We start from the raw sequence: 21,033 nt of genomic DNA, 5'->3' as shown, positions 1-21,033 counted from the left end.
TCAAGAAACGGTGGCCCGTCGATGCCATACGATGAGATCCACCCGCCGCGAAGCGAAGGAAGGAGGCCCATGCCCGAGGAGATCCCCGTACCTCCGTGGCGCCGGCCGAAGAAGGCGCCGCCGCGCATGCCCCTGACCCAGGACCGGATCGTCGACACGGCGCTCGGCATCCTCGACGCCGAGGGGCTCGACGCCCTGAGCATGCGGCGGCTCGCACAGGAGCTGAAGACCGGCCACGCTTCGCTGTACGCGCACGTGGGGAACCGGGACGAGCTGCTCGACCTCGTCTTCGACCTCGTACTGACCGAGGTGGAGATCCCGCAGCCGGAGCCGGGCCGCTGGGCGGAGCAGGTCAAGGAGATGTGCCGGTCACTGCGGCGGATGTTCCTGGCCCACCGGGATCTGGCGCGCATCGCGATCGACCGGGTGCCACTGGGGCCCAACGGGATCATGGGGATGGAGCGCACCCTGAATCTGCTGCGCGCGGGGGGCCTGCGGGACGAACTCGCCGCCTACGGGGGCGACCTGCTGTCGACCTTCGTCACGGCGGAGGCCCTGGAGCAGTCGTCCCGGCATTCCGGTGCGGAGCAGAGCCGGGAGCAGGCCGGCATGTTCGCCGACCAGCTCCACGGCTACCTGAAGTCGCTGCCGGCCGCCCAGTTCCCGAACCTGGTCCACCTGGCCGGGCCGATCACCTCGCTCGACTCCGACCGCCGGTTCGAGCTCGGCCTGGAGATCATCATCGCCGGCCTGGTGGCCGGAGCCGGCGACGGTGTCGACGACGGTGCGGACGACGGCGTCAGGTCGGCAGGATCGACCCCTGCGGGGTCATGAAGACGGCCTTCGGCGGTCCCATGAGCCCGGGCAGAGAGCTCAGCGCCTCCCGCAGCTTCGCCGAGCGCGGGTCGGCGCTGAAGTTCTCCCGGTAGGCCTGCTCGCTCTCCCACTGGGCGTAGTTGACGACCGCGGTGCCGTCCGTGCTCGCGTGGTAGGTGGCCGACAGAAAGCCGGGCACCTCACGGATCCACTCCTGCACCCCGCCCGTGGCCAGCTCGACCAGCTTGCGCTGGGTGGCGGGGCCGTCCACCGGGAAGGTGACGACGGCGACAAAACCCACCTGCGGATCGTTCACTTCAGCCATCGTTGCCCCTCCTCAGCAGCTCCCCGGCATACAGCGTCGCTCCCGGCCCGAACTGCAGGCCGATATGGCTCGCAGCCGCGTGCACATCGCGCCAGAAGCGCTGCATCGGGCTGTCCTGCGCCTGCGCCCTGGTGCCCGCGGAGGCGAACAGCCGGTCGGTCGCGGCGGTCAGCAGCTCGGCGGCCAGGGCACAGTCCCGCGCCCCACGGCCGACGAGTTCGCCGGTCACCCCGCCGGCGTCGGCGACCGCGGCGACCCGCTCCAGCAGCAGCTGGGCCGCGTCGATCTCGCCGGTGGCCCGGGCCAGCGTGTGCTCGTACAGCACGCGGTCCTGGGAGGAGACGGCGTTCTGCCCGGTCGGCCCGGCCAGCTTCGCGGCGATCCATGAGGTCCACACGGCCGCGGCGCCGCGGGCCGCGCCGAGCATCGGCAGCGCGAAGGCCAGCCCGTTGACCGCCCGCATGGGCACGGTGTGGCAGATCGCCTCGGCGCCCGGACCGAGGCCGGCCGCGATGGCCGCCCGGGTACAGGCCCGCGCGTCCGGCACGAACACCCCGTCGAGTACGAGGGTGTTGCTGCCCGTGCCGCGCATGCCCATCGGATACCAGCTGTCGACGATCCCGTACGCCGCCCGCGGCACCGCGAAGAACCACGGCTCCTCCCCCGCCTTGGCGCACACCAGCGCCCAGTCGGAGTGGTCGACGACGCTGACGAACGGCCAGGTGCCCGAGACCTGCCAGCCGCCCGCCGTCCGCTCGGCGCGGCCGAGCGGCATCAGGGCACCGACGATCAGGGCGTCGGGGCCGGCGGACCACAGCTCGGCCTGGCCCTCGTCCGGAAGATAGGCGGCCATCCGGCCGAGACTCGCCGTGAGGGACGCATACCAGGCGGCCGAGGCGCAGGCCTCGCCCAGCACGGCGACCGGCTCCACGAGCTCGGCGAAGGTCGCGGCCCTGCCGCCGTGCGCCGCCGGGACGAAGTGGGCGGCGAAACCGGCCGCAAGGACCGCACGGACGACATCGGGGCTCAGCCGGCGCTGCTGCTCGGCGTCGGCCGCCCGCTTCCCGGCGAGCTCGGCGATCCGGCGGGCCCCTGCCTCCAGGGGCGGGCGCTCCCGGGGCATCGCGTCCGCACTCATGCCGCGTCCACCGGGGCCCAGCCGGTCTTGGCCAGCCACTGGTCGAGGGTGAGCAGCTGCGGGAACCGGGCGCGCAGCGTGGGGATGTCGGCGTGATAGCCGATCCCGTTGAGCCAGGTGTACGAGATCGCCTGCCACTCGAAGCCCGTGCGGCGCAGCTCCGGTATCGGCACCGAGACGAAGCGGGCGGGCAGCCCGGTGTGCCGGCCGAACGCGTCCGCGATCTGCTCGCCGGTCAGCTCGTCCCCGGCCAGCTCGATCTTGGCGCCGCCGAAGGTCTCCGGGTCCTCGAAGGCGTCGGCCGCGAAGTACCCGATGTCGGGGCCGCTGATCATCTGCAGCGTGTTGGTCGGCCCGAGCCCCCGCCGGAAGGTCAGTACGCCGTCCTCCATGACGAGGGGCGACATGTCGTGGTTCAGGTTCTCCATGAAGTACGACGGCCGCAGGAAGGTGAAGGTGAGCTCGTTCTCCTGGATCCGCTGCTCGATCGCCAGCTTGGACAGCCGCCAGTTCACGCCCTCCGGCTGCTCCGCGCCGCCGACCGAGCTGTGGACGTAGTGCTGGATGCCGAGGTCGCGAGCGGCGTCGGCGCAGATCTTGCCCTGCCGCTCCTCGCCCTCCACGCCCGCCGGTGTCATCGGCGTCTGGATGCTGAACACGCCGTACGCGCCCTTCATCGCCGCGCGCACCGACTCGGCGTCCTCCAGGTCGCCGGTGTGCAGGCTCGCGCCCAGCTCGCGCAGCTCCTTGGCCTTGGGCGCGCCCGGGTCACGGACGAAGGCCCGGACGGTCCAGCCGCGTTCCAGCAGGTACCGGGCCGTGGAGCCGCCTTGCTTGCCGGTGGCGCCGAGGACCAGTACGGGCTTGTTCTCATCGGGCATGGCTGTGCCTTTCGTTGGTCGTCGTCACGAGTCGGTCGTCACACGTCGGTCGTCACGCGTCGCGGGAACCGGCGGGCGAGGTGGACACCGAGAGCCGGCTGACCGACAGCCGCACCCCCTGGCCGAAGTAGCGCTCCAGGAAGAGCCCCAGGCCGAAGCTGAGGCCGCGCGGGCGTACGGCTTCCTCCCGGCCGCCGTTGTCCCGGCGCAGCCAGCGCGCGTCCAGCGAGCGGAAGCCGATCCGGTCCACGGACAGCACCTCCTGCCCGTCGGCCTTCCAGTGGACGGTGCCGGCCGCGACGTCGTAACCGACCTCGAGCCGGTGGAGCGTGCCCGGGGTGCGGTCCGCGACCGGGACGCAGTAGGTGAAGGACGCGAACTGGGCGTCCGGCTGCAGCGCTAGCCGCTCGTAGACCGCGTAGAGGCGGCCGTGCGTGAGGAAGAAGTCGAAGATCATGCCGGTCTCGAGGTCGACCGAGATCAGACCGCCCGCGCCGAGCCGGGCGTCCGAGGTCGCCTCGGTGACGTCGTCGTACGGATGGGAGCGCAGGCCGAAGCCGCGCAGTCCCATCTCGGCCGTGACCGAGAGCAGTTCACCCGGCACCGCGGTGAACCCACCGCGCGCGGAGGCGGTGCCGCCGGTGGTGAAGGCCCCCCACCGCAGATGGAGCGGGGCGCCGTCCGGCCCCGGCTTCGGCTCGGTGAACGCCGCCCGCCTGGTCCGGGGCTGGACGGCGCTCGGCACGACCCTCAGGCCGTCCGGCCCGCCGCGGACCACCCCGTCCCCTTCGGGGAGACCGTCGACCGGGCGCAGCCGCCATGGCGCGCCCGGTCCGTCGGTCACCAGTCCCCCCGTGAAATCCTCGCGGAAGATTTCTGTGCTCATCCGGCCCTCCCCGTGGTGTGCCCGTCCTACGGGCTCCACCCTGGCAAGAGGGCATCGAGGTCCGCTCGAAGCGGAGTCGAAGGGGCCTGGGCCCCCGGGTCAGACGTTGCGGCCGCGCTGAGCGGCGTCTTCGCCGAGGCCCCAGGTGATGATGCGCTTGGGGTGGATACGGATCATCGCGGTGCCGAAGTACGGGTGCGGCGGCTGGGCGTCGGTCAGTGCCTCGGCCCGACCGCGCACTTCGATACCGCGTACGTTCCACGGCTGCATGGAGATCAGATCGTCGACCACGAAGGCGACCTGGTCGTTCTTGCCGACGTTGCGGAACTTCTTGCTGGCCGTCAGGTTGTGCCCGCCGATGTCGATCGTGCCGGTCTCGGTGTTGATCGTGAACGAGACGGGGTTGACCTGGGGCTGGCCGTCGGCCGCCACGGTGGCCAGTCGGCCGAGGTTCTGGGAGGCGTAGTACTCGAGCTCGTCAGGAGTGAAAGGCATGTCAGCTTCCTTGGGCCTTGGTGTGGTCGGAATGCTCCCGGCGGGGCGCGGGGCCTGCCGGGGGCGTCGGAGTCGTGACGGTGGAGGGCAGCCAGCGGAGCACGGCTAGGGCGCCCACGAGGGCCGCCGCGGCAGCTGTCCCGGCGGCCAGATGCATGGCGTCCAGGAAAGCCTGCCGTGCGGGACCGACAAGTCCGCTCTCCCCCAGCCGAGTCGCAGCAAGGAGCGTGGCATCCAGGGACTCCCCGGCCTCGTGCCGCACGGAAGGCGGCAGTACGGCGAGCTCGTCCTCGATGCCACTGCGGTAGGCGGCGCCCATGAGGGACCCGAGCACCGCGACGCCCAGGGCGCCGCCCAGCTGGCGCACGGTGTTGTTCATCGCTGAGGCCACGCCCGCCTTCTCGCGTGGGATCGCGTTCATGATGGACACGGCTGCGGTCGGCATGACGCAGGCTACGCCTGCCCCCAGTGCGGCGAACAAGGCGAGGATCAGCCAGAGCGGAGCGTGCTGGGTCACGAAGACGACACCGGAGAGTGCGGCGGTCACGGCCAGCATGCCCGCCGCGCACACGTTCCGGGCGCCGATCGAGCGGACCAGGACCGTGCTGAGGGGTCCGCAGACCACGTTCGCGACGGCCAGCGCCACGGTGCAACTCCCGGCCTGCAGCGGGGTGTAGCCGCGCACGCTCTGCAGGTAGAAGGCGCTGAAGAAGAGGAAGCCCATCATCGCGAAGCTGACGAAGCCGACGGCCGCGACGGCGGTGGAGAAGGCCTTGAGCCGGAAGAAGCCGAGCTCCAGCGAGGGTTCGGCGGTACGGCGCTCGTGCCACAGGAACACACCCAGCAGGCCGAGGCCCGCCAGGCCGGTGCCCCAGACCGTGGGCTCGGTGACCCCGCCGCTCCGGCCGGCCTCGATGATCGCGTAGACGAGCAGCACGAGACCGGCGATCGAGAGCAGCAGTCCGGCCGCGTCGACGCGCTTGCCCGTGGTGCCCCGGGTCTCGGGCACCAGCAGCACCACCGCGACCAGGCAGACCGCCACGATCGGCACGTTGACCAGGAAGACCGAGCCCCACCAGAAGTGCGCGAGCAGCAGCCCGCCGGTGACCGGTCCGATGCCGAGGGCGAAGCCGACCGAAGCCGCCCAGATCCCGAGGGCCTTGGGGCGCTCCCGCATCGGGAAGACGGCGGCGATGGTGGCCAGCGTGCTCGGCAGAACCGCCGCGCCGCTCACCCCCATGCAGGCGCGGGCGGCGATGAGCTGCTCCGGCGACCCGGCGTAGGCCCCGGCCAGGGACGACAGCCCGAACAGGGCGAGGCCCAGCAGGAGTACGCGTCTGCGGCCCAGCCGGTCGCCGAGCACACCCCAGGTGAACAGCGTCGCCGCGAAGGCGAGGGTGTAGGCGCTGAGCACCCATTCGACCTGGCTGTGCGAGGCGCCGAGGCCCTGCTCCGGGTCGGTGAGGGTGCGCAGCGTCACGTTGAGCACGGTGTTGTCGAGGATGATGCTCACCAGGCTCAGGACCAGCACCGCGAGAACGGCCCAGCGCCGCGGATGTCCCTCGTGCGCCGGGCCGCCCGGTCGGGCAGGAGCCGATGTCACTGGTCCGGCACCAGGACGAGCTTCCCGCGCACATGGCCCTGCTCCAGCCTGTGGTGGGCCTCGGCCGCCTTGGCGAAGGGGAGGACGGCCTCGACGTGCGGCCGCAGCCGTCCCTCGGCGCAGAGTGCGGCCAGGGCGGCGAGCCGCTCGGCGGACCGCACCACCTGCGGCATGAGGATGCCCTCCTGGGCCGCGGCACGGAAGTTGGCGATGGTGGCGATCCTGGCCCGGTCCGCGACGAGTTCGAGTGACACGGCGAGCGCCTCCGGTCCACCGTGGCAGTCGAGGGCCGCGTCCACGCCGTCCGGGGCCAGGGCGCGTACCCGGTCGGCGAAGCCGGGGCCGTAGGCGACGGGCAGCGCGCCCAGCGAGCGCAGGAACTCGTGGTTGTGCTCGCCGGCACTGCCGATCGCCGTGCCGCCCCGCTCCTTGACGAGCTGGACGGCGAGGCTGCCGACGCCGCCTGCCGCGGCGTGCACGAGCACGGTGTCCCCCTTGCCGACCCGCAGTTCGGCCAGGGCGATGTCAGCGGTCTGCCCCACGGCCGACAGGGACCCCGCGACCTCCCACGACAGCTCCGGCGGCTTGGCGGTGATCTGGTCCGCGCCGACGGCGAGCAGCTCGGCGCCGGACTGCATGACGGCGAACCCCAGCACCTCGTCGCCGGGCGCGAACCCGGCCACCTCCGGCCCGGTCCGCTCGACGACCCCGGCGAACTCGTTGCCGATGATCTGCGGGAACTCGACCGGATAACGACCCCGCATGCCGCCGGAACGCACCCGGCAGTCGAACCCGTTGACCCCGACGGCCCGCACCCGGACCGTCACCTGGCCCGGCCCTGGCACCGGCTCGGGGACATCGATGAGGCCCAGTACGTCCGGTCCGCCGAACTGCTGGATGGCTATGGCCTTAGGCATGCGTTCTCCACGTTCGTTTGACGGTTGCTGCTACTTGGCGACCTGCGTGCTGGCCAGCACGGTCGCGGGCTTCGCCGGGTCGGGGAAGCACTCGAACGGGCCCCACTCGTCCAGAATCGGCTGGTAGCGGTACCAGTAGAAGCCGGGCTGCTCGTAACTGGAGCCACCGGGGCCGAAGTTGAGCGTACCGGCGTCCTTCGGCGCCTTGTAGGTGACCTTCAGCGTCGGCAGGTCGAATTCGACACCGCCCTCGAGCGGACCGGAGGCGCTGACGATGATGTCCTTGCCCTCGACCTTGACCTGGAGAGCGGAGTCGCCGAGGCCGCTGCCGCCGGTGAGCTTCACCTGCTTGACCTTCGCGCCCTCCGGGATCCGGTAGGCGACCCGCACGTCCTTGACGATCTTGTTGTACTGGGCGAAGGCGGTGATCGGGGCCGGGTCGTACGTGGCCTCGAACTTCTTGCCCGCGCGGACCGAGGCGGGCACGGTGACATCGAAGCCGCGCTTGTAGTCGTAGACCGGGTGCGTGTTGCCCTGCACCCAGGTGCGGCACTCGTAGGGCACGTCCACGTTCGCGGCATGCGCGCTGGTGCCCAGACTCACGATTCCCGCCAGGGCGAGGGCGGACGCGGTGGTCAGACGTATCACCTGTTGACGCGATGAGGTCATGGAAAGGTCTCCTTCGGACTCTTGGAATACGAACTCGGAATGGAGGTCGGAGAAGGGTCAGGGAGAGTCAGAGTCAGGGAATGAGTACGACCCGTCCCAGCTGGGCCCTGGCCTCGAGGATGGTGTGCGCCTCGGCGGCCCGCTCCAGGGGCAGCCGGGCGTGTACGGCGGACTTCACCTGTCCGTCGACCAGCAGCCGGGTGAGCTCGGCGACGCCCGCCTCGTACTCGTGCGGGCGGCCGCCCCGCCAGGCCGACAGTGCGAAGCCGGTGACGTACTTGATGCCGATGAGGTCCATCACCGACACCCGCGGGATCTCCAGCTCGCCGCCGGACGAGCCGTAGAACACCAGCCGGCCGCCCGGGGCGAGCAGGCGGATGCCCTGCTGCAGGACCTCGGCGCCGACGCCGTCCAGGATCAGGTCGGGCCCGCGTCCCCCGGTGAGTTCCCGGACCTCCTCGGCCCAGTGCGGGGAGCGGTGGTCGACGACGGCGTCGGCGCCCGTGGCGCGGGCGAACTCACGCTTGGCGGCCTCGCCCGCGGTGCCGATGACCTGCCCGGCCCCGGCTGCCCGGGCGAGCTGGACCGCGATATGGCCCACGCCGCCGGCCGCCGCATGCACCAGCACCGTCTCGCCCTTGCTCAGTTGCCCGGTCCGCAGAACGCCGAGGGCGATCAGTCCGGTGCCCGGCAGGACCGCGGCCTCGGCGGCGTCCAGCTCCTCGGGTACGGGTACGACGGTGCCGGCGTCGACGACGACCTGCTCGGCGTAGGCGCCGTAGAGGGTGAAGGCGCCGACCCGGTCTCCCGGGCGCAGTCCCGCGACGCCGGGTCCCAGCGCGGTGATCCTGCCGACCACGTCCCCGCCGAGGACGACGGGGAAGACGGGCTTCCACATCGGCGCGGGGAAGACCTCACGCCGCATCTGGGTCTGCGCATGGCCGACGCTGACCGCCTCGACGGCGATCCTCACCTGGCCGGGGCCGGGCTCGGGGACCGGGCGCTCGGCGACGTACAGCACGTCGGGGGCGCCGTACCGGTCGAACTGGACGGCACGCATCACTTCTTCTCCTCCTGGGACTGCCCGGTCCGCCCCAGGGCGGCCAGTACGGCGTGGTGCCGGTCGTCACGGTCCCGGACCAGCTCGGCATAGGTCCGCTCGCCGTAGGCGGCTTCGGTCTGTTCGACCACGGTTTCGACGGCCTGGGGGGTGAGGGCGGGCTGTCCGAGCCCACGCCAGCCCTGTTCGAGGCCGCTGCCGAGATGCTCGAGCCATTTGCGCAGCCCGCCCGGCCCGCCGCCCAGGTGGAACGCGTGGAAGGGTCCGATGGTGGACCAGCGCAGGCCGATCGAGTCGGTGACGATCCGGTCGAGCTCCTCGACGGTCACCACGCCTTCGAGGACGAGGTGGATGCTCTCGCGCAGCAGCGCGGACTGCAGCCGGTTGGCGGCGAAGCCGGGCAGCGCCCTGCGCAGTACGACCGGTGTCCGCCCGACCGACTCCAGGAAGACCACCGCCCGTTCGACGGCCTCCGGGTCGGTGCGTTCCCCGCCGATCACCTCGACCAGCGGAACTATGTGCGGCGGGTTGAAGGGATGGGCTACGACCAGCCGGCCCGGTCCGGGCATGTCCCGGCTCAGGTCGTCGGGGAGCAGTTTCGACGTCGAGGACAGTACGAGCGCGTGGTCCGGGGCGGCCTCGCCGATCTCGGCGAACAGCCGCTGCTTGAGGGGCAGGTCGTCGGGCGCGTTCTCGGAGACGAGGTCCGCTCCGGCCACCGCCCGGCCGACGTCCGGCTCGAACTCGATCCGCGCCGCCAGCTCGTCCGCCCGCCCCGGGGAGAACAGCTCGAGCCCCTCGCGCACGATGCGACGGGCGTCAGGCCTGCGGCTGTTGACCCGTACGGTCAGTCCGCGGGCGCTGAACAGATTGATCCATCCCAGGCCGATCGTGCCCGCCCCGATCACTGTCACGGTGCTCATGACGTCGAGGCTGGCAGGGCCTGCTCGAACCCGGCTCGAGCGGGCTTCGAGGCGACGGGGCGACCGTGGCCGCATGACCATCACCGCGCTTCCCACCGGCCTGTATGCCGAGGTCCTGTCGTTCTACGGCCACCAGATGCAGAAGCTGGACGGCCGCGACTTCGCCGGCTACGCCGCGACCTTCACCGAGGACGGCGAGTTCAAGCACTCCCCCACGCTGCCCGCCGCCCATACCCGTGCCGGGATCATCGACGTCCTGGAGGACTTCCACCGCAAGTTCGACGCCCGCAGGATCCAGCGCCGGCACTGGTTCAACCACGTGGCCGTGGACCAGGCGGCCGACGGCTCGATCACGGCGACGAGCTACTGCCTGGTCCTCACCGTCCACGCCGACGTCAAGGAGCCCGAGTTCGGCCCGAGCTGCGTCGTCCACGACGTCCTGGTCCGGGGCGAGGACGGCGAACTGCTCCTGCGCTCCCGCCACGTCACCCACGACCACGTCTTCCCCGGCTGAGCGCCGCAGAGGTCGGCACCGGTCCAGCACGGGAACGCAGAGGGGTCGGGCGCTCCTGAGCCCGACCCCTTCCGACGTGCGACCCCGACGGGCCGGAATGCCAAAGGGCCGGTCCCTGCGGAGACCGGCCCTTCTGAGCTGCTCACACGTTGAACCGGAACGTTCAGCACAGAGCTCTCACCTGCGGAAACGTGGTTTTCGGAGTCCTCATCAGCACCGATCCAGCACGGTGCGAGTTCATCCAGCACATCCAGCACGAGCGAGAGAGCGCCACAGACCCGCCGCGCGCATTGTGTACACATGGGACACTCGGTACCCTTGGGCTCATGACGCAGCCGCTGCCCATAGAGTCCATCCGCGACGTGCGTGCTCACCTGGCCGAGGTCGTGGAGCGCGCGGACCGCGACGACGTACCCACGGTCATCACACGCCGAGGCAAGGAAGTCGCCGCCGTGGTGTCCATCGAGGTGCTGCGCAAGTACCAGGAATGGGAAGAGCGCGAGATCAACCGGATCATCGACGAGCGCATGACCAACCCGGCACCCGGCATCCCGATCGAGGACATCATGAGGGAGACGCTGGCACGCAGTGAGTGAATACCGCACCGTCTTCCGACCCGAAGCACAGGCAGAGCTACGCAAGATCCCTCGCGACATGGCACTCCGCATCCTGGCCAAGCTGACCGAGCTGGAGAGCGACCCCCTCGGTTTCAACACCACCGCTTTGGTGTCCCAGCCTGAGCGCCGTCGGCTGCGAGTCGGCGACTACCGCGTCGTCTACACGATCGACAACGGAGAACTGGTGGTCTGGATCGTGCACGTCGGACATCGCTCCACCGTTTACGACACCTGACGCCAACTGATTCAGCGTCAGAACATCCAGCACCCATCCAGCACGGTGACAACGAAGGGGTCGACCTCCTCGGAGGTCGACCCCTTCTGACCTGCACGCTTGACGAATCACCTAGCGCACGGTAATGGCCCGATCACACGTTGAAGCGGAACTCCACCACGTCCCCGTCCTGCATCACATAGTCCTTGCCCTCCATCCGCGCCTTCCCCTTCGCGCGGGCCTCCGCCACCGAACCGGTCTCCACCAGGTCGGCGAAGGAGATGACCTCGGCCTTGATGAAGCCCTTCTGGAAGTCGGTGTGGATGACACCGGCCGCCTCGGGGGCCGTGGCGCCCTTCTTGATCGTCCAGGCGCGGGATTCCTTGGGGCCGGCCGTGAGGTAGGTCTGCAGGCCGAGGGTGTTGAAGCCGACGCGGGCGAGGGTCGCGAGGCCGGGCTCCTCGGCGCCCACCGACTCCAGCAGCTCCATCGCGTCCTCCTCGTCGAGCTCGGCGAGGTCCGCCTCCAGCTTGGCGTTGAGGAAGATCGCCTCGGCCGGGGCGACCAGGGCACGCTGCTCGTCCTTGAAGTCCTCGTCAACCAGCTCGTCCTCGTCCACGTTGAAGACGTAGAGGAAGGGCTTCGTCGTCAGGAGGTGCAGGTCGTGCAGGAGCTCCTCGTTGCCGGAGCCCTGGACGATGCCCGCGGAGAACAGCGTGTCGCCCTTCTCCAGGATCTCCTGGGCCTCCTCGACGGCCTTGACCTTCGGCGCGACGTCCTTCTTGATCCGCGACTCCTTCTGGAGGCGGGGCAGGACCTTCTCGATGGTCTGGAGGTCGGCGAGGATCAGCTCGGTGTTGATCGTCTCGATGTCGTCCTTGGGCGAGACCTTGCCGTCGACGTGGACGACGTTCTCGTCCTTGAAGGCGCGGATGACCTGGCAGATCGCGTCGGACTCACGGATGTTCGCGAGGAACTTGTTGCCCAGGCCCTCACCCTCGGAGGCGCCGCGCACGATGCCGGCGATGTCGACGAAGTCGACCGTCGCGGGGAGGATGCGCTGGGAGGAGAAGATATCGGCCAACTTGGTGAGCCGGGCGTCGGGGACGCCGACCACGCCGACGTTCGGCTCGATCGTGGCGAACGGGTAGTTGGCCGCCAGCACGTCGTTCTTGGTCAGGGCGTTGAACAGGGTCGACTTGCCGACATTCGGCAGACCGACGATTCCGATCGTGAGCGACACGTTGCGACTTCCCGTACGTGAGAGGACTTCAGGGGGCTGGGCTGGGCTGGGGCCCGGTCCTTCTTCGATCTTCGATGCAGATGATGCAGATGCACGGGCCGATCCACCAGTCTACGGCGTACTACCGCGTACCCGACCGGACCCCGGCGGCCGAGGGCCCTCGCCTCGAACAGGTGGCCAAGGTCGACCCCAGGGCGTGTCTGATGGCCGATTCACCACATAAACCGACCTAGGTTGGTGCAGTGGAGCCAGACAGGGCGCGACCTGCCGGGTACGACTCGCGACGCGGTACGCCGCCTCCGTTGCCGCCACAGGCGGCGCGGGGTGGGGGTGGTGCGGGGCGGGACCGGGGCGGGTTCGCGCGGGGTGAGCGCGGGTTCGCGCCGGACGGGGACAGTGTGGAACGGGGCGAAGGTCGTACGAGGCGCGGCGCGGGCGGGTTCGCGCGAGGTGGGGGCGGCGGCGGTGCAAGGGATGTGAGCGGTTCGGATCGGTCCGTATGGCCGCCCCGTTCCCCCGGATCCGCCCCGGCGGCAAGGCCCCGCCCCGCCCGGCCGTCCCGAGCCGCCGCATCCGCCGAGCCCGCCGCCCGGTCGCCCCGGCCCGTCTCCCAGCGCCGCCCGGGTACGGCCCCGGCGGCAGCGGCGGTACGGCGACCGGGGCCGTCCCCGGCGCCGCAGGCTGTGCGCCGGTTCCCCAACCCCCGGCTCACCGGCCTGGGCAGCGGCCTGTTCTGCAGCGCCGTGATGCTCCTGCTCGGCTACCTCGACGCGCTGCTGTTCGGGTCCTCGCTCGCGGTGTACAGCGTGCTGTTCCTGCCGGTGTGCGTGCTGGCTGCGGCCTGGGTGCGCAGGGGCGACCTCATGACCGCGCCGGTGGTCGTGCCGATCGCCTTCGCCGTGGGGCTGGTTCCGGTGGCCGACCAGGGCGGGGGGATCGGCGGTCACCTGATGGGGATCGTGACCTCCCTCGCCACTCAGGCCGGGTGGCTGTACGGGGGGACGCTGATCACCGGTCTCATCGTGACCGTACGGAGGGTCCGCCTGATGGTGCGCAGGGCGGCGGCCCGCCGTCGGCCGGTGTGAGCGTCGCCCAGCCATGAGTCGGCCATCCGTCAGCTGCCCGCCAGCTGCCCTTCAGCTGTCCTTCTCCGCCGCCCGCATCGCCGCTCCCACGATCCCCGCGTTGTTCTGCAGCTGCGCCGGGACGATCTCCGCCTTGATGCCCTCGATGTAGTGCAGGAACTTGTGGGACTTCCGGCTCACCCCGCCGCCGATGATGAACAGCTCCGGGGAGAACAGCATCTCGACATGGGCGAGGTACTTCTGGACGCGGTGGGCCCAGTGCTCCCAGGTCAGCTCCTCGTCCTCCTTGGCCTTGCTGGAGGCGCGCTTCTCGGCGTCGTGGCCGTGCAGTTCGAGGTGGCCCAGCTCGGTGTTGGGGACCAGGGCGCCGTCGACGAACAGCGCGCTGCCGATGCCCGTGCCGAAGGTGAGGAGGATCACGGTGCCTTTGCGGTCGCGGCCCGCGCCGAAGTGCATCTCGGCCACGCCGGCCGCGTCCGCGTCGTTGACCACCGTCACCGGGAGGCCGCCGAGGCGCTCGCTGAACAACGCGCGCGCGTCGGTGTCGATCCAGTTTCTGTCGACGTTGGCCGCCGTACGGATCGTGGATCCGTCGGTGACCACGCCGGGGAAGGTGAGCCCGACCGGCCCTGTCCAGCCGTAGTGCTCGACGACCTGCTTCACGCCGTCGGCCACGCCGTCGGGCGTGGCCGGGTGCGGAGTGAGCACCTTGAAGCGCTCCTGAGCGAGATCGCCCCTGTCCAGGTCCACCGGGGCACCCTTGATCCCGGACCCACCGATGTCCAAGCCGAAGATCTGCATGGCCCTACGTTACGACGGCGGACTGACTGTCACTCCGCGGAGTCGCCAAAGCCGCCCGCGGCCCCCGTACGCTCGGCGATCAGCGCCGCCGCCTCCTCGCGCAGATCGCGGCGCAGCTCCTTCGGCAGGGAGAAGGTGATGGACTCCTCGGCCGCCTTGACGAGCTCGACGTCGCCGTAGCCGCGCTGGGCGAGCCACTCCAGGACCTCCTCGACGAGCACCTCCGGGACGGACGCGCCGGAGGTGACGCCCACCGTCGTCACGCCCTCCAGCCAGGCCTCGTCGATCTCGCTCGCGAAGTCCACGAGGTAGGCCTCGCGCGAGCCGGCCAGCTTGGCGACCTCGACCAGGCGCACGGAGTTGGAGGAGTTGCGCGAGCCGACCACGATGACCAGCTCGGCCTCGGCGCCCATCTGCTTCACCGCGAGCTGGCGGTTCTGCGTGGCGTAGCAGATGTCGTCGCTGGGCGGGGAGATGAGCTGCGGGAACTTCTCCTTCAGCGCGTCGACGGTCTCCATGGTCTCGTCGACGGACAGGGTGGTCTGGGACAGCCACACGATCTTCGACGGGTCACGGACCTCGACCTTGGCGACATCGGCCGGGCCGTCGACGAGCTGGATGTGGTCGGGGGCCTCGCCGGACGTACCGATGACCTCTTCGTGGCCCTCGTGCCCGATCAGGAGGATGTCGTAGTCCTCGTTGGCGAAGCGGACGGCTTCCTTGTGGACCTTGGTCACCAGCGGGCAGGTCGCGTCGATGGTGGCGAGCTTGCCGCGGGCGGCCTCCTCGTGGACGACGGGGGCGACGCCGTGCGCGGAGAACATCACGATGTTCCCCTCGGGGACCTCCTCCGTCCGCTCGACGAAGATGGCCCCCTTCTTCTCCAGGGTCTGTACGACGTACTTGTTGTGGACGATCTCGTGCCGGACGTACACCGGAGCGCCGTACTGCTCCAGGGCTTTCTCGACGGCGATCACGGCGCGGTCCACACCCGCGCAGTAGCCACGGGGGGCGGCGAGCAGGACACGGCGGCCAGACGAAGCAGTCATGCGTCCCATCGTAAGGGTGCGTTCGGGGGGTCGAAGATCGCGTGGGTGACGGGTTGGTGGGGAGACTGACGGCGGGCTGTGCGGGTGGGGGAACGCGGGGCGGGTGGGGCACCGCATCGAGCGTGGGGTCTCGGCCCGGCGGGGCTGCCCGCGCCGGGCCCCGGTTCGGCTGGGCCGTGTTGTCGGTGGTGGCCGTTACGCTCGGCGCATGGCTGTGAACACGTCCCCCGAATCGCCCCTGCCCGTCGGTGAGGTGTCGCGGCTCATCGGGGGGTGGATCGATCGGCTCGGGGCGGTGTGGGTCGAGGGGCAGATCACGCAGTTGTCGCGGCGGCCCGGCGCCGGCGTGGTGTTTCTGACGTTGCGGGATCCCTCGTACGACATCTCCGTCAGCGTGACCTGCTATCGCCAGGTGTTCGACGCCGTCGCCGGCGTGGTGAGCGAGGGCGCCCGCGTCGTCGTACTCGCCAAGCCGGAGTGGTATGCCCCCCGCGGCCAGCTCTCCCTGCGCGCCACCGAGATAAAGCCCGTCGGCGTCGGCGAGCTCCTCGCCCGGCTGGAGATGCTGAAGAAGGCCCTCGCCGCGGAGGGGCTGTTCGCGCCGGAGCGGAAGAAGCCACTGCCCTTCCTCCCCCAGCTGATCGGCCTGGTCTGCGGGCGCGCCTCCGCCGCCGAGCGGGATGTGCTGGAGAACGCCCGCCACCGCTGGCCCGCCGTCCGCTTCGAGGTGCGCAACGTCCCCGTGCAGGGTGTGCATGCCGTGCCGCAGGTCGTGCAGGCGGTGAAGGAGCTCGACGAGATCGACGACGTGGATGTGATCGTCGTCGCCCGTGGGGGCGGGAGCGTCGAGGATCTGCTGCCCTTCTCCGACGAGCAGCTCGTCCGGGCCGTCGCCTCGTGTCGTACGCCGGTCGTGTCCGCCATCGGCCACGAGCCGGACAACCCCCTCCTCGACTACGTCGCCGACCTGCGCGCCTCCACTCCGACCGACGCGGCCAAGAAGGTCGTGCCGGACGTGGGCGAGGAGTACGAGCGGGTGCGGATGCTGCGCGACCGGGCCCGGCGGTGCGTCGGGGCGTACATCGACCGGGAGGAGCGCGGGCTCGCGCATGCCCTCGCGCGGCCCTCGATAGAGGATCCGCACCGGATGATCGACGAACGCGCCGATCACGTGGCCTCCCTCCTCGACCGCGGCCGCCGCTGCCTCGGCCACCTCCTGGACCGCGCCGAGTCGGAGCTGACGCACACGCACGCGCGCGTGGTGGGCCTCTCCCCCGCGGCGACCCTGAAGCGCGGGTATGCGGTGCTGCAGAAGGCCGACGGGCATGTGGTCCGTGACCCGGGCGAGGTGGCGGCGGACGAGGCGCTGCGGGCGCGGGTCGCCGAGGGTGAGTTCTCCGTACGAGTCGACGGACCGAGCGGTCGCGTCGATGGATCAAGCGATGCAGGTAGCGATGCATAGGGTGGGCGCATGACCAGCAAGGTGGAAGAGGCCCTCGGGTACGAGCAGGCCCGGGACGAGCTGATCGAGGTCGTACGGCGGCTGGAGGCGGGCGGTACGACGCTGGAGGAGTCCCTCGCGCTGTGGGAGCGGGGCGAGGAGCTGTCCAAGGTGTGCCGGCGCTGGCTGGACGGGGCGCGGGCGCGGCTGGACGCGGCGCTGGCCGAGGAGGCCGAGGCCGAGGCCGGGCGGGAAGACGGTGCGGACGGCTCCTGACACCGACGCGGTGTTGTGAGGCGGATCACCACACCCTGCTTTTTGTTGAACCTTGAACTTGTCTCGCGTACCGTCGACCACGACAACCGGTCCCCGGTCCGTTTACATCCCGGGTCCGTCTCACGCGCACGACGCACACCCCGAGAAGGTTCACGCATGTCTCTCGTTCTTGACTCCGCCGCCCAGGACCTGCTGTTCCGCGAGGCCCGCACCGCGAACACCTTCACCGACGAGCCGGTGACCGAGGAGCAGGTCCAGGCGATCTACGACCTGGTCAAGTACGGCCCCACCGCCTTCAACCAGACCCCGCTGCGCATCACCCTGGTCCGCTCCGCCGAGGCCCGTGAGCGCCTGGTGCAGCACATGGCCGAGGGCAACCAGGCCAAGACCGCCGCCGCCCCGCTGGTCGCGATCCTGTCCGCGGACAACGAGTTCCACGAGGAGCTGCCGGCCCTCTTCCCGGCGTTCCCGCAGGCCAAGGACCTCTTCTTCAGCGAGCGCGCGGCCCGCGAGAACGCCGCCGCGCTGAACGCCTCCCTGCAGGCCGCGTACTTCATCGTCGGCGTCCGCGCCGCCGGGCTGGCCGCCGGCCCGATGACCGGCTTCGACTTCGAGGGCGTCCGCAAGGAGTTCCTGGACGACGACCACACCCCGCTGATGGTCGTCAACATCGGCAAGCCGGGCCCCGACGCCTGGTACCCGCGCTCCCCGCGCCTGGAGTTCGACCAGGTCATCACCACGGTCTGACCGACCCGAGCACCCAGCGGGCACCGATCCCGCGCACGCGAAAGGCCCCCGGCGATCGCCGGGGGCCTTTCGTCGTCAGCCAGGTCGTGCGCGGACGGTCACTCCGCCTTGAGCGCCTTCGCCATCTGCGTCAGCTGCTCGAACGACCCCGTGCCCGCCACCACGGTGGTCGCGCCCTTCTCCCGGTGCACGAGCGCGTCGTAGCGGCCGCCCGTGTACCGCGTCCACGTCCGGTCGCCGATCTCCTCGGTGACCTCGGTCGCCTGTCCGCCCTGGGTGGCCTCCTCCAGGAACGTCGCCGGCTTCTCGGCCGACTGCTCGACCTGTACGTACTCCCCGCCCGGGGTGCGGAAGCCGAGGTGCCAGGCGTCGAAGTCGTCGCCCTTGAAGCGGACGGACGTCGCCTTCCAGGTGTCGGGCAGCCCCTGGGGTGCGACCACGGGGTAGGACGCCGCGCGGCGGGCCGTGAGCAGCTCGACGCGGTAGTCGACCCGCGGGAGGTCGGGAGTGCCGTCCTCATGGGGTACGAAGGTATAGATGACTCCCGCCGCGAGCACGGTGACTCCCAGGGAGAGGACCATGTTGCGGACCGACTTCTGCTTGCCGTTCGAACCTGCCACGCGCCTATCGTCGCAGGTGCCCCGCCTGCTCATCCGTGGGGCCCCCTGCTCATTCTGCGCGCCCGAGGATAGAGTCAGGGCGGTCACCCTCATCCGGCCGTCGTCGTATCAGAAAGGTGCGCTCCGATGACCGAGAATCATCATCATTTGCCGTCCGAGCTCGAAGTACCCAGTGAAGCCCCCGACCGCAACCTCGCCCTGGAACTGGTCCGCGTGACCGAAGCGGCGGCGATGGCCGCGGGCCGCTGGGTGGGCCGCGGCGACAAGAACGGCGCCGACGGTGCCGCGGTGCGCGCCATGCGGACCCTCGTCTCCACCGTGTCGATGAACGGCGTCGTCGTCATCGGCGAGGGCGAGAAGGACGAAGCGCCGATGCTCTTCAACGGGGAGCGTGTCGGCGACGGGACCGGGCCGGAGTGCGACATCGCCGTCGACCCGATCGACGGGACCACGCTGACCGCCAAGGGCATGCCCAACGCGATCGCCGTGCTGGCCGCGGCCGACCGGGGGTCCATGTTCGACCCGTCCGCCGTCTTCTACATGGACAAGCTGGTCACCGGCCCCGAAGCCGCCGACTTCGTCGACATCGACGCGCCCGTGTCCGTGAACATCCGCCGGGTCGCGAAGGCGAAGCGGGCCACGCCGGAGGACGTCACCGTCGTCATCCTCGACCGGCCTCGCCACGAGGGCATCATCAAGGAGATCCGGGATGCCGGTGCGCGCATCAAGCTGATCTCCGACGGCGATGTCGCGGGGTCCATCTACGCACTGCGTGAGGGCACCGGCGTCGACATGCTGCTCGGCATCGGCGGTACGCCGGAGGGGATCATCTCGGCCTGTGCCGTGAAGTGCCTCGGCGGAACCATCCAGGGCAAGCTGTGGCCGAAGGACGACGAGGAGCGGCAGCGGGCGGTCGACGCCGGGCACGACCTCGACCGGGTGCTGCTCACCGATGACCTGGTCGCCGGGGACAACGTGTTCTTCGTCGCGACCGGGATCACCGACGGTGAGCTGCTGCGGGGTGTGCGGTACCGGTCGGAGATCGCGACCACCGACTCGATCGTGATGCGGTCGAAGTCGGGGACGGTGCGCAGGATCGACTCCGAGCACCGGCTGAGCAAGCTGCGGGCCTACAGCGCGATCGATTTCGACCGCGCGAAGTAGGGAGCGCGTGCGCCTGGGAGCTCGGGAGTGCGGATAGTCGGCGACCGCGGTTTGTACGTGGCTGGTCGCGCAGTGCCCCGCGCCCCTTTGGTCGGCCGGCTCCCCCGGCGTTGAAAGGGCGCCCCCGGTGCGGAGGGGGCGCCCATTCCTTTTTGATCCTTTTTGCTTCTCAGCCTGCCTGCGCTATGCGGTCTGCCGTCCTCGTCGCCTTCTTCAGTTCCATTTCGCGGCGGCGGCGCCTTGCCAGGACCACTCGGCGTTCCGCTGCGGTCAGGCCGCCCCAGACGCCGTACGGTTCGGGCTGGAGCAGGGCATGTTCGCGGCACTCGACCATGACCGGACAGCGGGCGCAGACTCGCTTGGCCGCCTCCTCGCGGGAGAGGCGGGCCGCGGTCGGCTCCTTTGAGGGGGCGAAGAACAGGCCGGCCTCGTCGCGGCGGCACACGGCTTCTGTATGCCACGGGGCGTCTTGGTCCCTGTCTCGCACTGGCACCCGCTGGGCCGGAACGGCAGCTACCTGCAGGGACGAATGCGGCGGTTGCAGCACGGTCTACTCCTGACGACGGCTTCGCGAGCGAGAGACGATGCAGCAAGGTCTACCCGCTGTACGCGCGCCTATGCAGTCAGTTCCGAACCGCTGGATTTCGAGGGGTCCCGCGCACCGCTGTGGGGCGCCCGGGACGGCCGCGGAGCCGGGACGAAGGCGGTCGATTCACAACCGTCAATGATCCAGATGCTTGCGCAAACTCTTGTCGACCTTGCGCTGAACGCGATCGAGGATGTCCGCGACGATCTTCCCCCGCTTCGGCCGGCCCTCGATGTTGCCGAGCACGGCCCAGCCGTCGACATGGACGACCGGCGCCTCGGGATCCTCCGCGTCGACGTGGTCCACCTCGAAGTTGCCGAGGACACCGCCGCCCGTGCCGCGCAGCGAGACGTTCTCCGGGACGCGGACCTCGATGTTGCCGAAGACCGAGATCGCCCGGATCACGACGTGCTGGTACGCGAAGAGCGCCTCGCTGAGGTCTATCTCCACGGTGCCGAAGATCGCGTACGCATGGATGCGGCGGCCCGGGCGCCAGCGGCCCCGGCGGACGGCGCTACTGAAGACCGCGACCACGTTGTCGTCGGGGTCGGCCGGGATCGCGCCGGGGGCGGGGCGGCTGGGGGCGGGCCCATGGGGTGCGCGGCGCGCGTGGGCCGCGGGCAGGTCCCGTATGAAGACGTCCAGTTCGCCGACCGTCTTCGCCGTCAGCACGCCCTCGACGCGCTCGGCGTGCTCCTCGGCGGTGAGGCGGCCCTCGGCCAGGGCGTCGCGCAGGATGTCGGCGATCCGGTCGCGATCGGCGTCGGAGGCGCGGAGTTCGGTGGCGCGGGGCTCGGTGGCATCGGAGACGGTGGGCGCAGGGCGCTTCTGAAGGTCCACGGCAAGAGCGTACCCAAACACGATAGATCGCGATACCCCTGTGGATGACGAACATGATGCCCAACTGAGCCTTACCTCACAAGCTCCCGGCCCTGGACAGGTTCTACGCTGATGAGGCCGCCA

At 70.5% G+C, this 21,033-nt stretch carries 25 protein-coding genes; 9 read left to right on the top strand and 16 right to left on the bottom strand.

What is annotated here, in order from left to right; all coding sequences use genetic code 11:
- Positions 1-21 precede the first annotated feature (21 nt).
- A complete protein-coding gene (locus AB5J49_RS30790) occupies positions 22-834 on the top strand; it encodes a TetR/AcrR family transcriptional regulator (RefSeq protein ID WP_369172126.1) in 813 nt (270 codons plus the stop codon).
- Here the strand turns inward: AB5J49_RS30790 and AB5J49_RS30785 are convergent.
- The 10 genes from AB5J49_RS30785 to AB5J49_RS30740 all read right to left on the bottom strand — a co-directional run bounded on the left by AB5J49_RS30785 (position 800) and on the right by AB5J49_RS30740 (position 9,713).
- A complete protein-coding gene (locus tag AB5J49_RS30785; RefSeq protein WP_369172125.1) occupies positions 800-1,141 on the bottom strand; it encodes an antibiotic biosynthesis monooxygenase in 342 nt (113 codons plus the stop codon). The two genes, AB5J49_RS30790 and AB5J49_RS30785, sit on opposite strands and share 35 nt — an antisense overlap.
- Positions 1,134-2,279 carry a hydrolase gene (locus AB5J49_RS30780; protein WP_369172124.1) on the bottom strand — a complete coding sequence of 382 codons (1,146 nt, stop codon included), beginning with the start codon at positions 2,277-2,279 and terminating at the stop codon, positions 1,134-1,136. Before AB5J49_RS30780 ends, AB5J49_RS30785 begins: the two co-directional genes overlap by 8 nt.
- A complete protein-coding gene (locus AB5J49_RS30775) occupies positions 2,276-3,160 on the bottom strand; it encodes an NmrA/HSCARG family protein (protein WP_369172123.1) in 885 nt (294 codons plus the stop codon). The genes AB5J49_RS30780 and AB5J49_RS30775 overlap by 4 nt, the downstream gene beginning before the upstream one ends.
- A 52-nt stretch (positions 3,161-3,212) precedes the next feature.
- Positions 3,213-4,046, bottom strand: a complete 834-nt coding sequence (locus AB5J49_RS30770; RefSeq protein WP_369172122.1) for a DUF6081 family protein — start codon at positions 4,044-4,046, stop codon at positions 3,213-3,215.
- A 99-nt stretch (positions 4,047-4,145) separates the two neighbouring features.
- A complete protein-coding gene (locus AB5J49_RS30765; RefSeq protein WP_369172121.1) occupies positions 4,146-4,541 on the bottom strand; it encodes a PPOX class F420-dependent oxidoreductase in 396 nt (131 codons plus the stop codon).
- Between the two features lies 1 nt (position 4,542).
- On the bottom strand, positions 4,543-6,144 hold the full coding sequence (locus AB5J49_RS30760) for an MFS transporter (RefSeq protein WP_369172120.1): 1,602 nt from the start codon (positions 6,142-6,144) through the stop codon (positions 4,543-4,545).
- Positions 6,141-7,061 carry an NADP-dependent oxidoreductase gene (locus AB5J49_RS30755; protein WP_369172119.1) on the bottom strand — a complete coding sequence of 307 codons (921 nt, stop codon included), beginning with the start codon at positions 7,059-7,061 and terminating at the stop codon, positions 6,141-6,143. Before AB5J49_RS30755 ends, AB5J49_RS30760 begins: the two co-directional genes overlap by 4 nt.
- Before the next feature lie 30 nt (positions 7,062-7,091).
- Positions 7,092-7,730, bottom strand: a complete 639-nt coding sequence (locus AB5J49_RS30750) for a hypothetical protein (RefSeq protein WP_369172118.1) — start codon at positions 7,728-7,730, stop codon at positions 7,092-7,094.
- Positions 7,731-7,803: 73 nt separating this feature from the next.
- Complete coding sequence (locus AB5J49_RS30745; protein ID WP_369172117.1) at positions 7,804-8,790, bottom strand: zinc-binding alcohol dehydrogenase family protein; 987 nt, start codon at positions 8,788-8,790, stop codon at positions 7,804-7,806.
- Complete coding sequence (locus AB5J49_RS30740; protein ID WP_369172116.1) at positions 8,790-9,713, bottom strand: 3-hydroxyacyl-CoA dehydrogenase NAD-binding domain-containing protein; 924 nt, start codon at positions 9,711-9,713, stop codon at positions 8,790-8,792. Before AB5J49_RS30740 ends, AB5J49_RS30745 begins: the two co-directional genes overlap by 1 nt.
- 73 nt (positions 9,714-9,786) lie before the next feature.
- Here AB5J49_RS30740 and AB5J49_RS30735 point away from each other — a divergent pair, with 73 nt between their 5' ends.
- The 3 genes from AB5J49_RS30735 to AB5J49_RS30725 all read left to right on the top strand — a co-directional run bounded on the left by AB5J49_RS30735 (position 9,787) and on the right by AB5J49_RS30725 (position 11,079).
- Entirely contained in the window at positions 9,787-10,227 is a 441-nt protein-coding gene (locus tag AB5J49_RS30735; RefSeq protein WP_369172115.1) for a nuclear transport factor 2 family protein, read from the top strand.
- 326 nt (positions 10,228-10,553) lie between these two features.
- On the top strand, positions 10,554-10,823 hold the full coding sequence (locus AB5J49_RS30730; RefSeq protein WP_369172114.1) for a type II toxin-antitoxin system Phd/YefM family antitoxin: 270 nt from the start codon (positions 10,554-10,556) through the stop codon (positions 10,821-10,823).
- The gene (locus AB5J49_RS30725) at positions 10,816-11,079 is read left to right on the top strand and encodes a type II toxin-antitoxin system RelE/ParE family toxin (protein WP_369172113.1); all 264 of its coding nucleotides are present in this window, start codon (positions 10,816-10,818) and stop codon (positions 11,077-11,079) included. The genes AB5J49_RS30730 and AB5J49_RS30725 overlap by 8 nt, the downstream gene beginning before the upstream one ends.
- Before the next feature lie 133 nt (positions 11,080-11,212).
- On the opposite strand, the gene ychF is transcribed toward AB5J49_RS30725, so the two are convergent.
- Positions 11,213-12,301, bottom strand: a complete 1,089-nt coding sequence (gene ychF / locus AB5J49_RS30720; protein ID WP_369172112.1) for a redox-regulated ATPase YchF — start codon at positions 12,299-12,301, stop codon at positions 11,213-11,215.
- A 476-nt stretch (positions 12,302-12,777) separates the two neighbouring features.
- On the opposite strand from ychF, the gene AB5J49_RS30715 reads away from it, so the two are divergent.
- Positions 12,778-13,386: a DUF6542 domain-containing protein gene (locus tag AB5J49_RS30715; protein WP_369172111.1), complete on the top strand. Its 609-nt coding sequence runs from the start codon at positions 12,778-12,780 to the stop codon at positions 13,384-13,386.
- Between the two features lie 51 nt (positions 13,387-13,437).
- Here the strand turns inward: AB5J49_RS30715 and ppgK are convergent, their stop codons facing one another.
- Together ppgK and AB5J49_RS30705 are read right to left on the bottom strand one after the other, a co-directional pair.
- Positions 13,438-14,187, bottom strand: coding sequence for a polyphosphate--glucose phosphotransferase (gene ppgK, locus AB5J49_RS30710; protein WP_369172110.1), 750 nt, complete (start codon positions 14,185-14,187; stop codon positions 13,438-13,440).
- A 29-nt stretch (positions 14,188-14,216) separates the two neighbouring features.
- Positions 14,217-15,245 (bottom strand): 4-hydroxy-3-methylbut-2-enyl diphosphate reductase, encoded by a 1,029-nt coding sequence (locus tag AB5J49_RS30705; RefSeq protein ID WP_369172109.1) that lies wholly within the window; start codon positions 15,243-15,245, stop codon positions 14,217-14,219.
- Between the two features lie 199 nt (positions 15,246-15,444).
- Between AB5J49_RS30705 and xseA the strand changes: the two genes are divergently transcribed.
- The 3 genes from xseA (at position 15,445) to AB5J49_RS30690 (ending at position 17,700) form a co-directional block, all read left to right on the top strand.
- Positions 15,445-16,698: an exodeoxyribonuclease VII large subunit gene (gene xseA, locus AB5J49_RS30700; protein WP_369172108.1), complete on the top strand. Its 1,254-nt coding sequence runs from the start codon at positions 15,445-15,447 to the stop codon at positions 16,696-16,698.
- Between the two features lie 9 nt (positions 16,699-16,707).
- The gene (locus tag AB5J49_RS30695; protein WP_369172107.1) at positions 16,708-16,953 is read left to right on the top strand and encodes an exodeoxyribonuclease VII small subunit; all 246 of its coding nucleotides are present in this window, start codon (positions 16,708-16,710) and stop codon (positions 16,951-16,953) included.
- A 156-nt stretch (positions 16,954-17,109) separates the two neighbouring features.
- Positions 17,110-17,700, top strand: a complete 591-nt coding sequence (locus AB5J49_RS30690) for a malonic semialdehyde reductase (protein WP_369172106.1) — start codon at positions 17,110-17,112, stop codon at positions 17,698-17,700.
- A 98-nt stretch (positions 17,701-17,798) separates the two neighbouring features.
- Here AB5J49_RS30690 and AB5J49_RS30685 read toward each other — a convergent pair whose 3' ends face one another.
- Positions 17,799-18,320: a DUF4245 domain-containing protein gene (locus AB5J49_RS30685; protein WP_369172105.1), complete on the bottom strand. Its 522-nt coding sequence runs from the start codon at positions 18,318-18,320 to the stop codon at positions 17,799-17,801.
- 126 nt (positions 18,321-18,446) lie between these two features.
- On the opposite strand from AB5J49_RS30685, the gene glpX reads away from it, so the two are divergent.
- Positions 18,447-19,484, top strand: coding sequence for a class II fructose-bisphosphatase (glpX, locus tag AB5J49_RS30680; protein WP_369172104.1), 1,038 nt, complete (start codon positions 18,447-18,449; stop codon positions 19,482-19,484).
- Between the two features lie 169 nt (positions 19,485-19,653).
- On the opposite strand, the gene AB5J49_RS30675 is transcribed toward glpX, so the two are convergent.
- The gene (locus AB5J49_RS30675; protein ID WP_301997183.1) at positions 19,654-20,031 is read right to left on the bottom strand and encodes a WhiB family transcriptional regulator; all 378 of its coding nucleotides are present in this window, start codon (positions 20,029-20,031) and stop codon (positions 19,654-19,656) included.
- 174 nt (positions 20,032-20,205) lie between these two features.
- Complete coding sequence (locus AB5J49_RS30670) at positions 20,206-20,910, bottom strand: DUF1707 domain-containing protein (RefSeq protein WP_369172103.1); 705 nt, start codon at positions 20,908-20,910, stop codon at positions 20,206-20,208.
- Positions 20,911-21,033 lie beyond the last annotated feature (123 nt).

Origin of the sequence: Streptomyces sp. R28 (genome assembly GCF_041052385.1) — a bacterium.
In the GTDB taxonomy this organism is placed as follows: domain Bacteria; phylum Actinomycetota; class Actinomycetes; order Streptomycetales; family Streptomycetaceae; genus Streptomyces.
The sequence above is the reverse complement of the archived record's forward strand: the minus strand, read 5'-3'. Positions and strand labels throughout refer to the sequence as shown.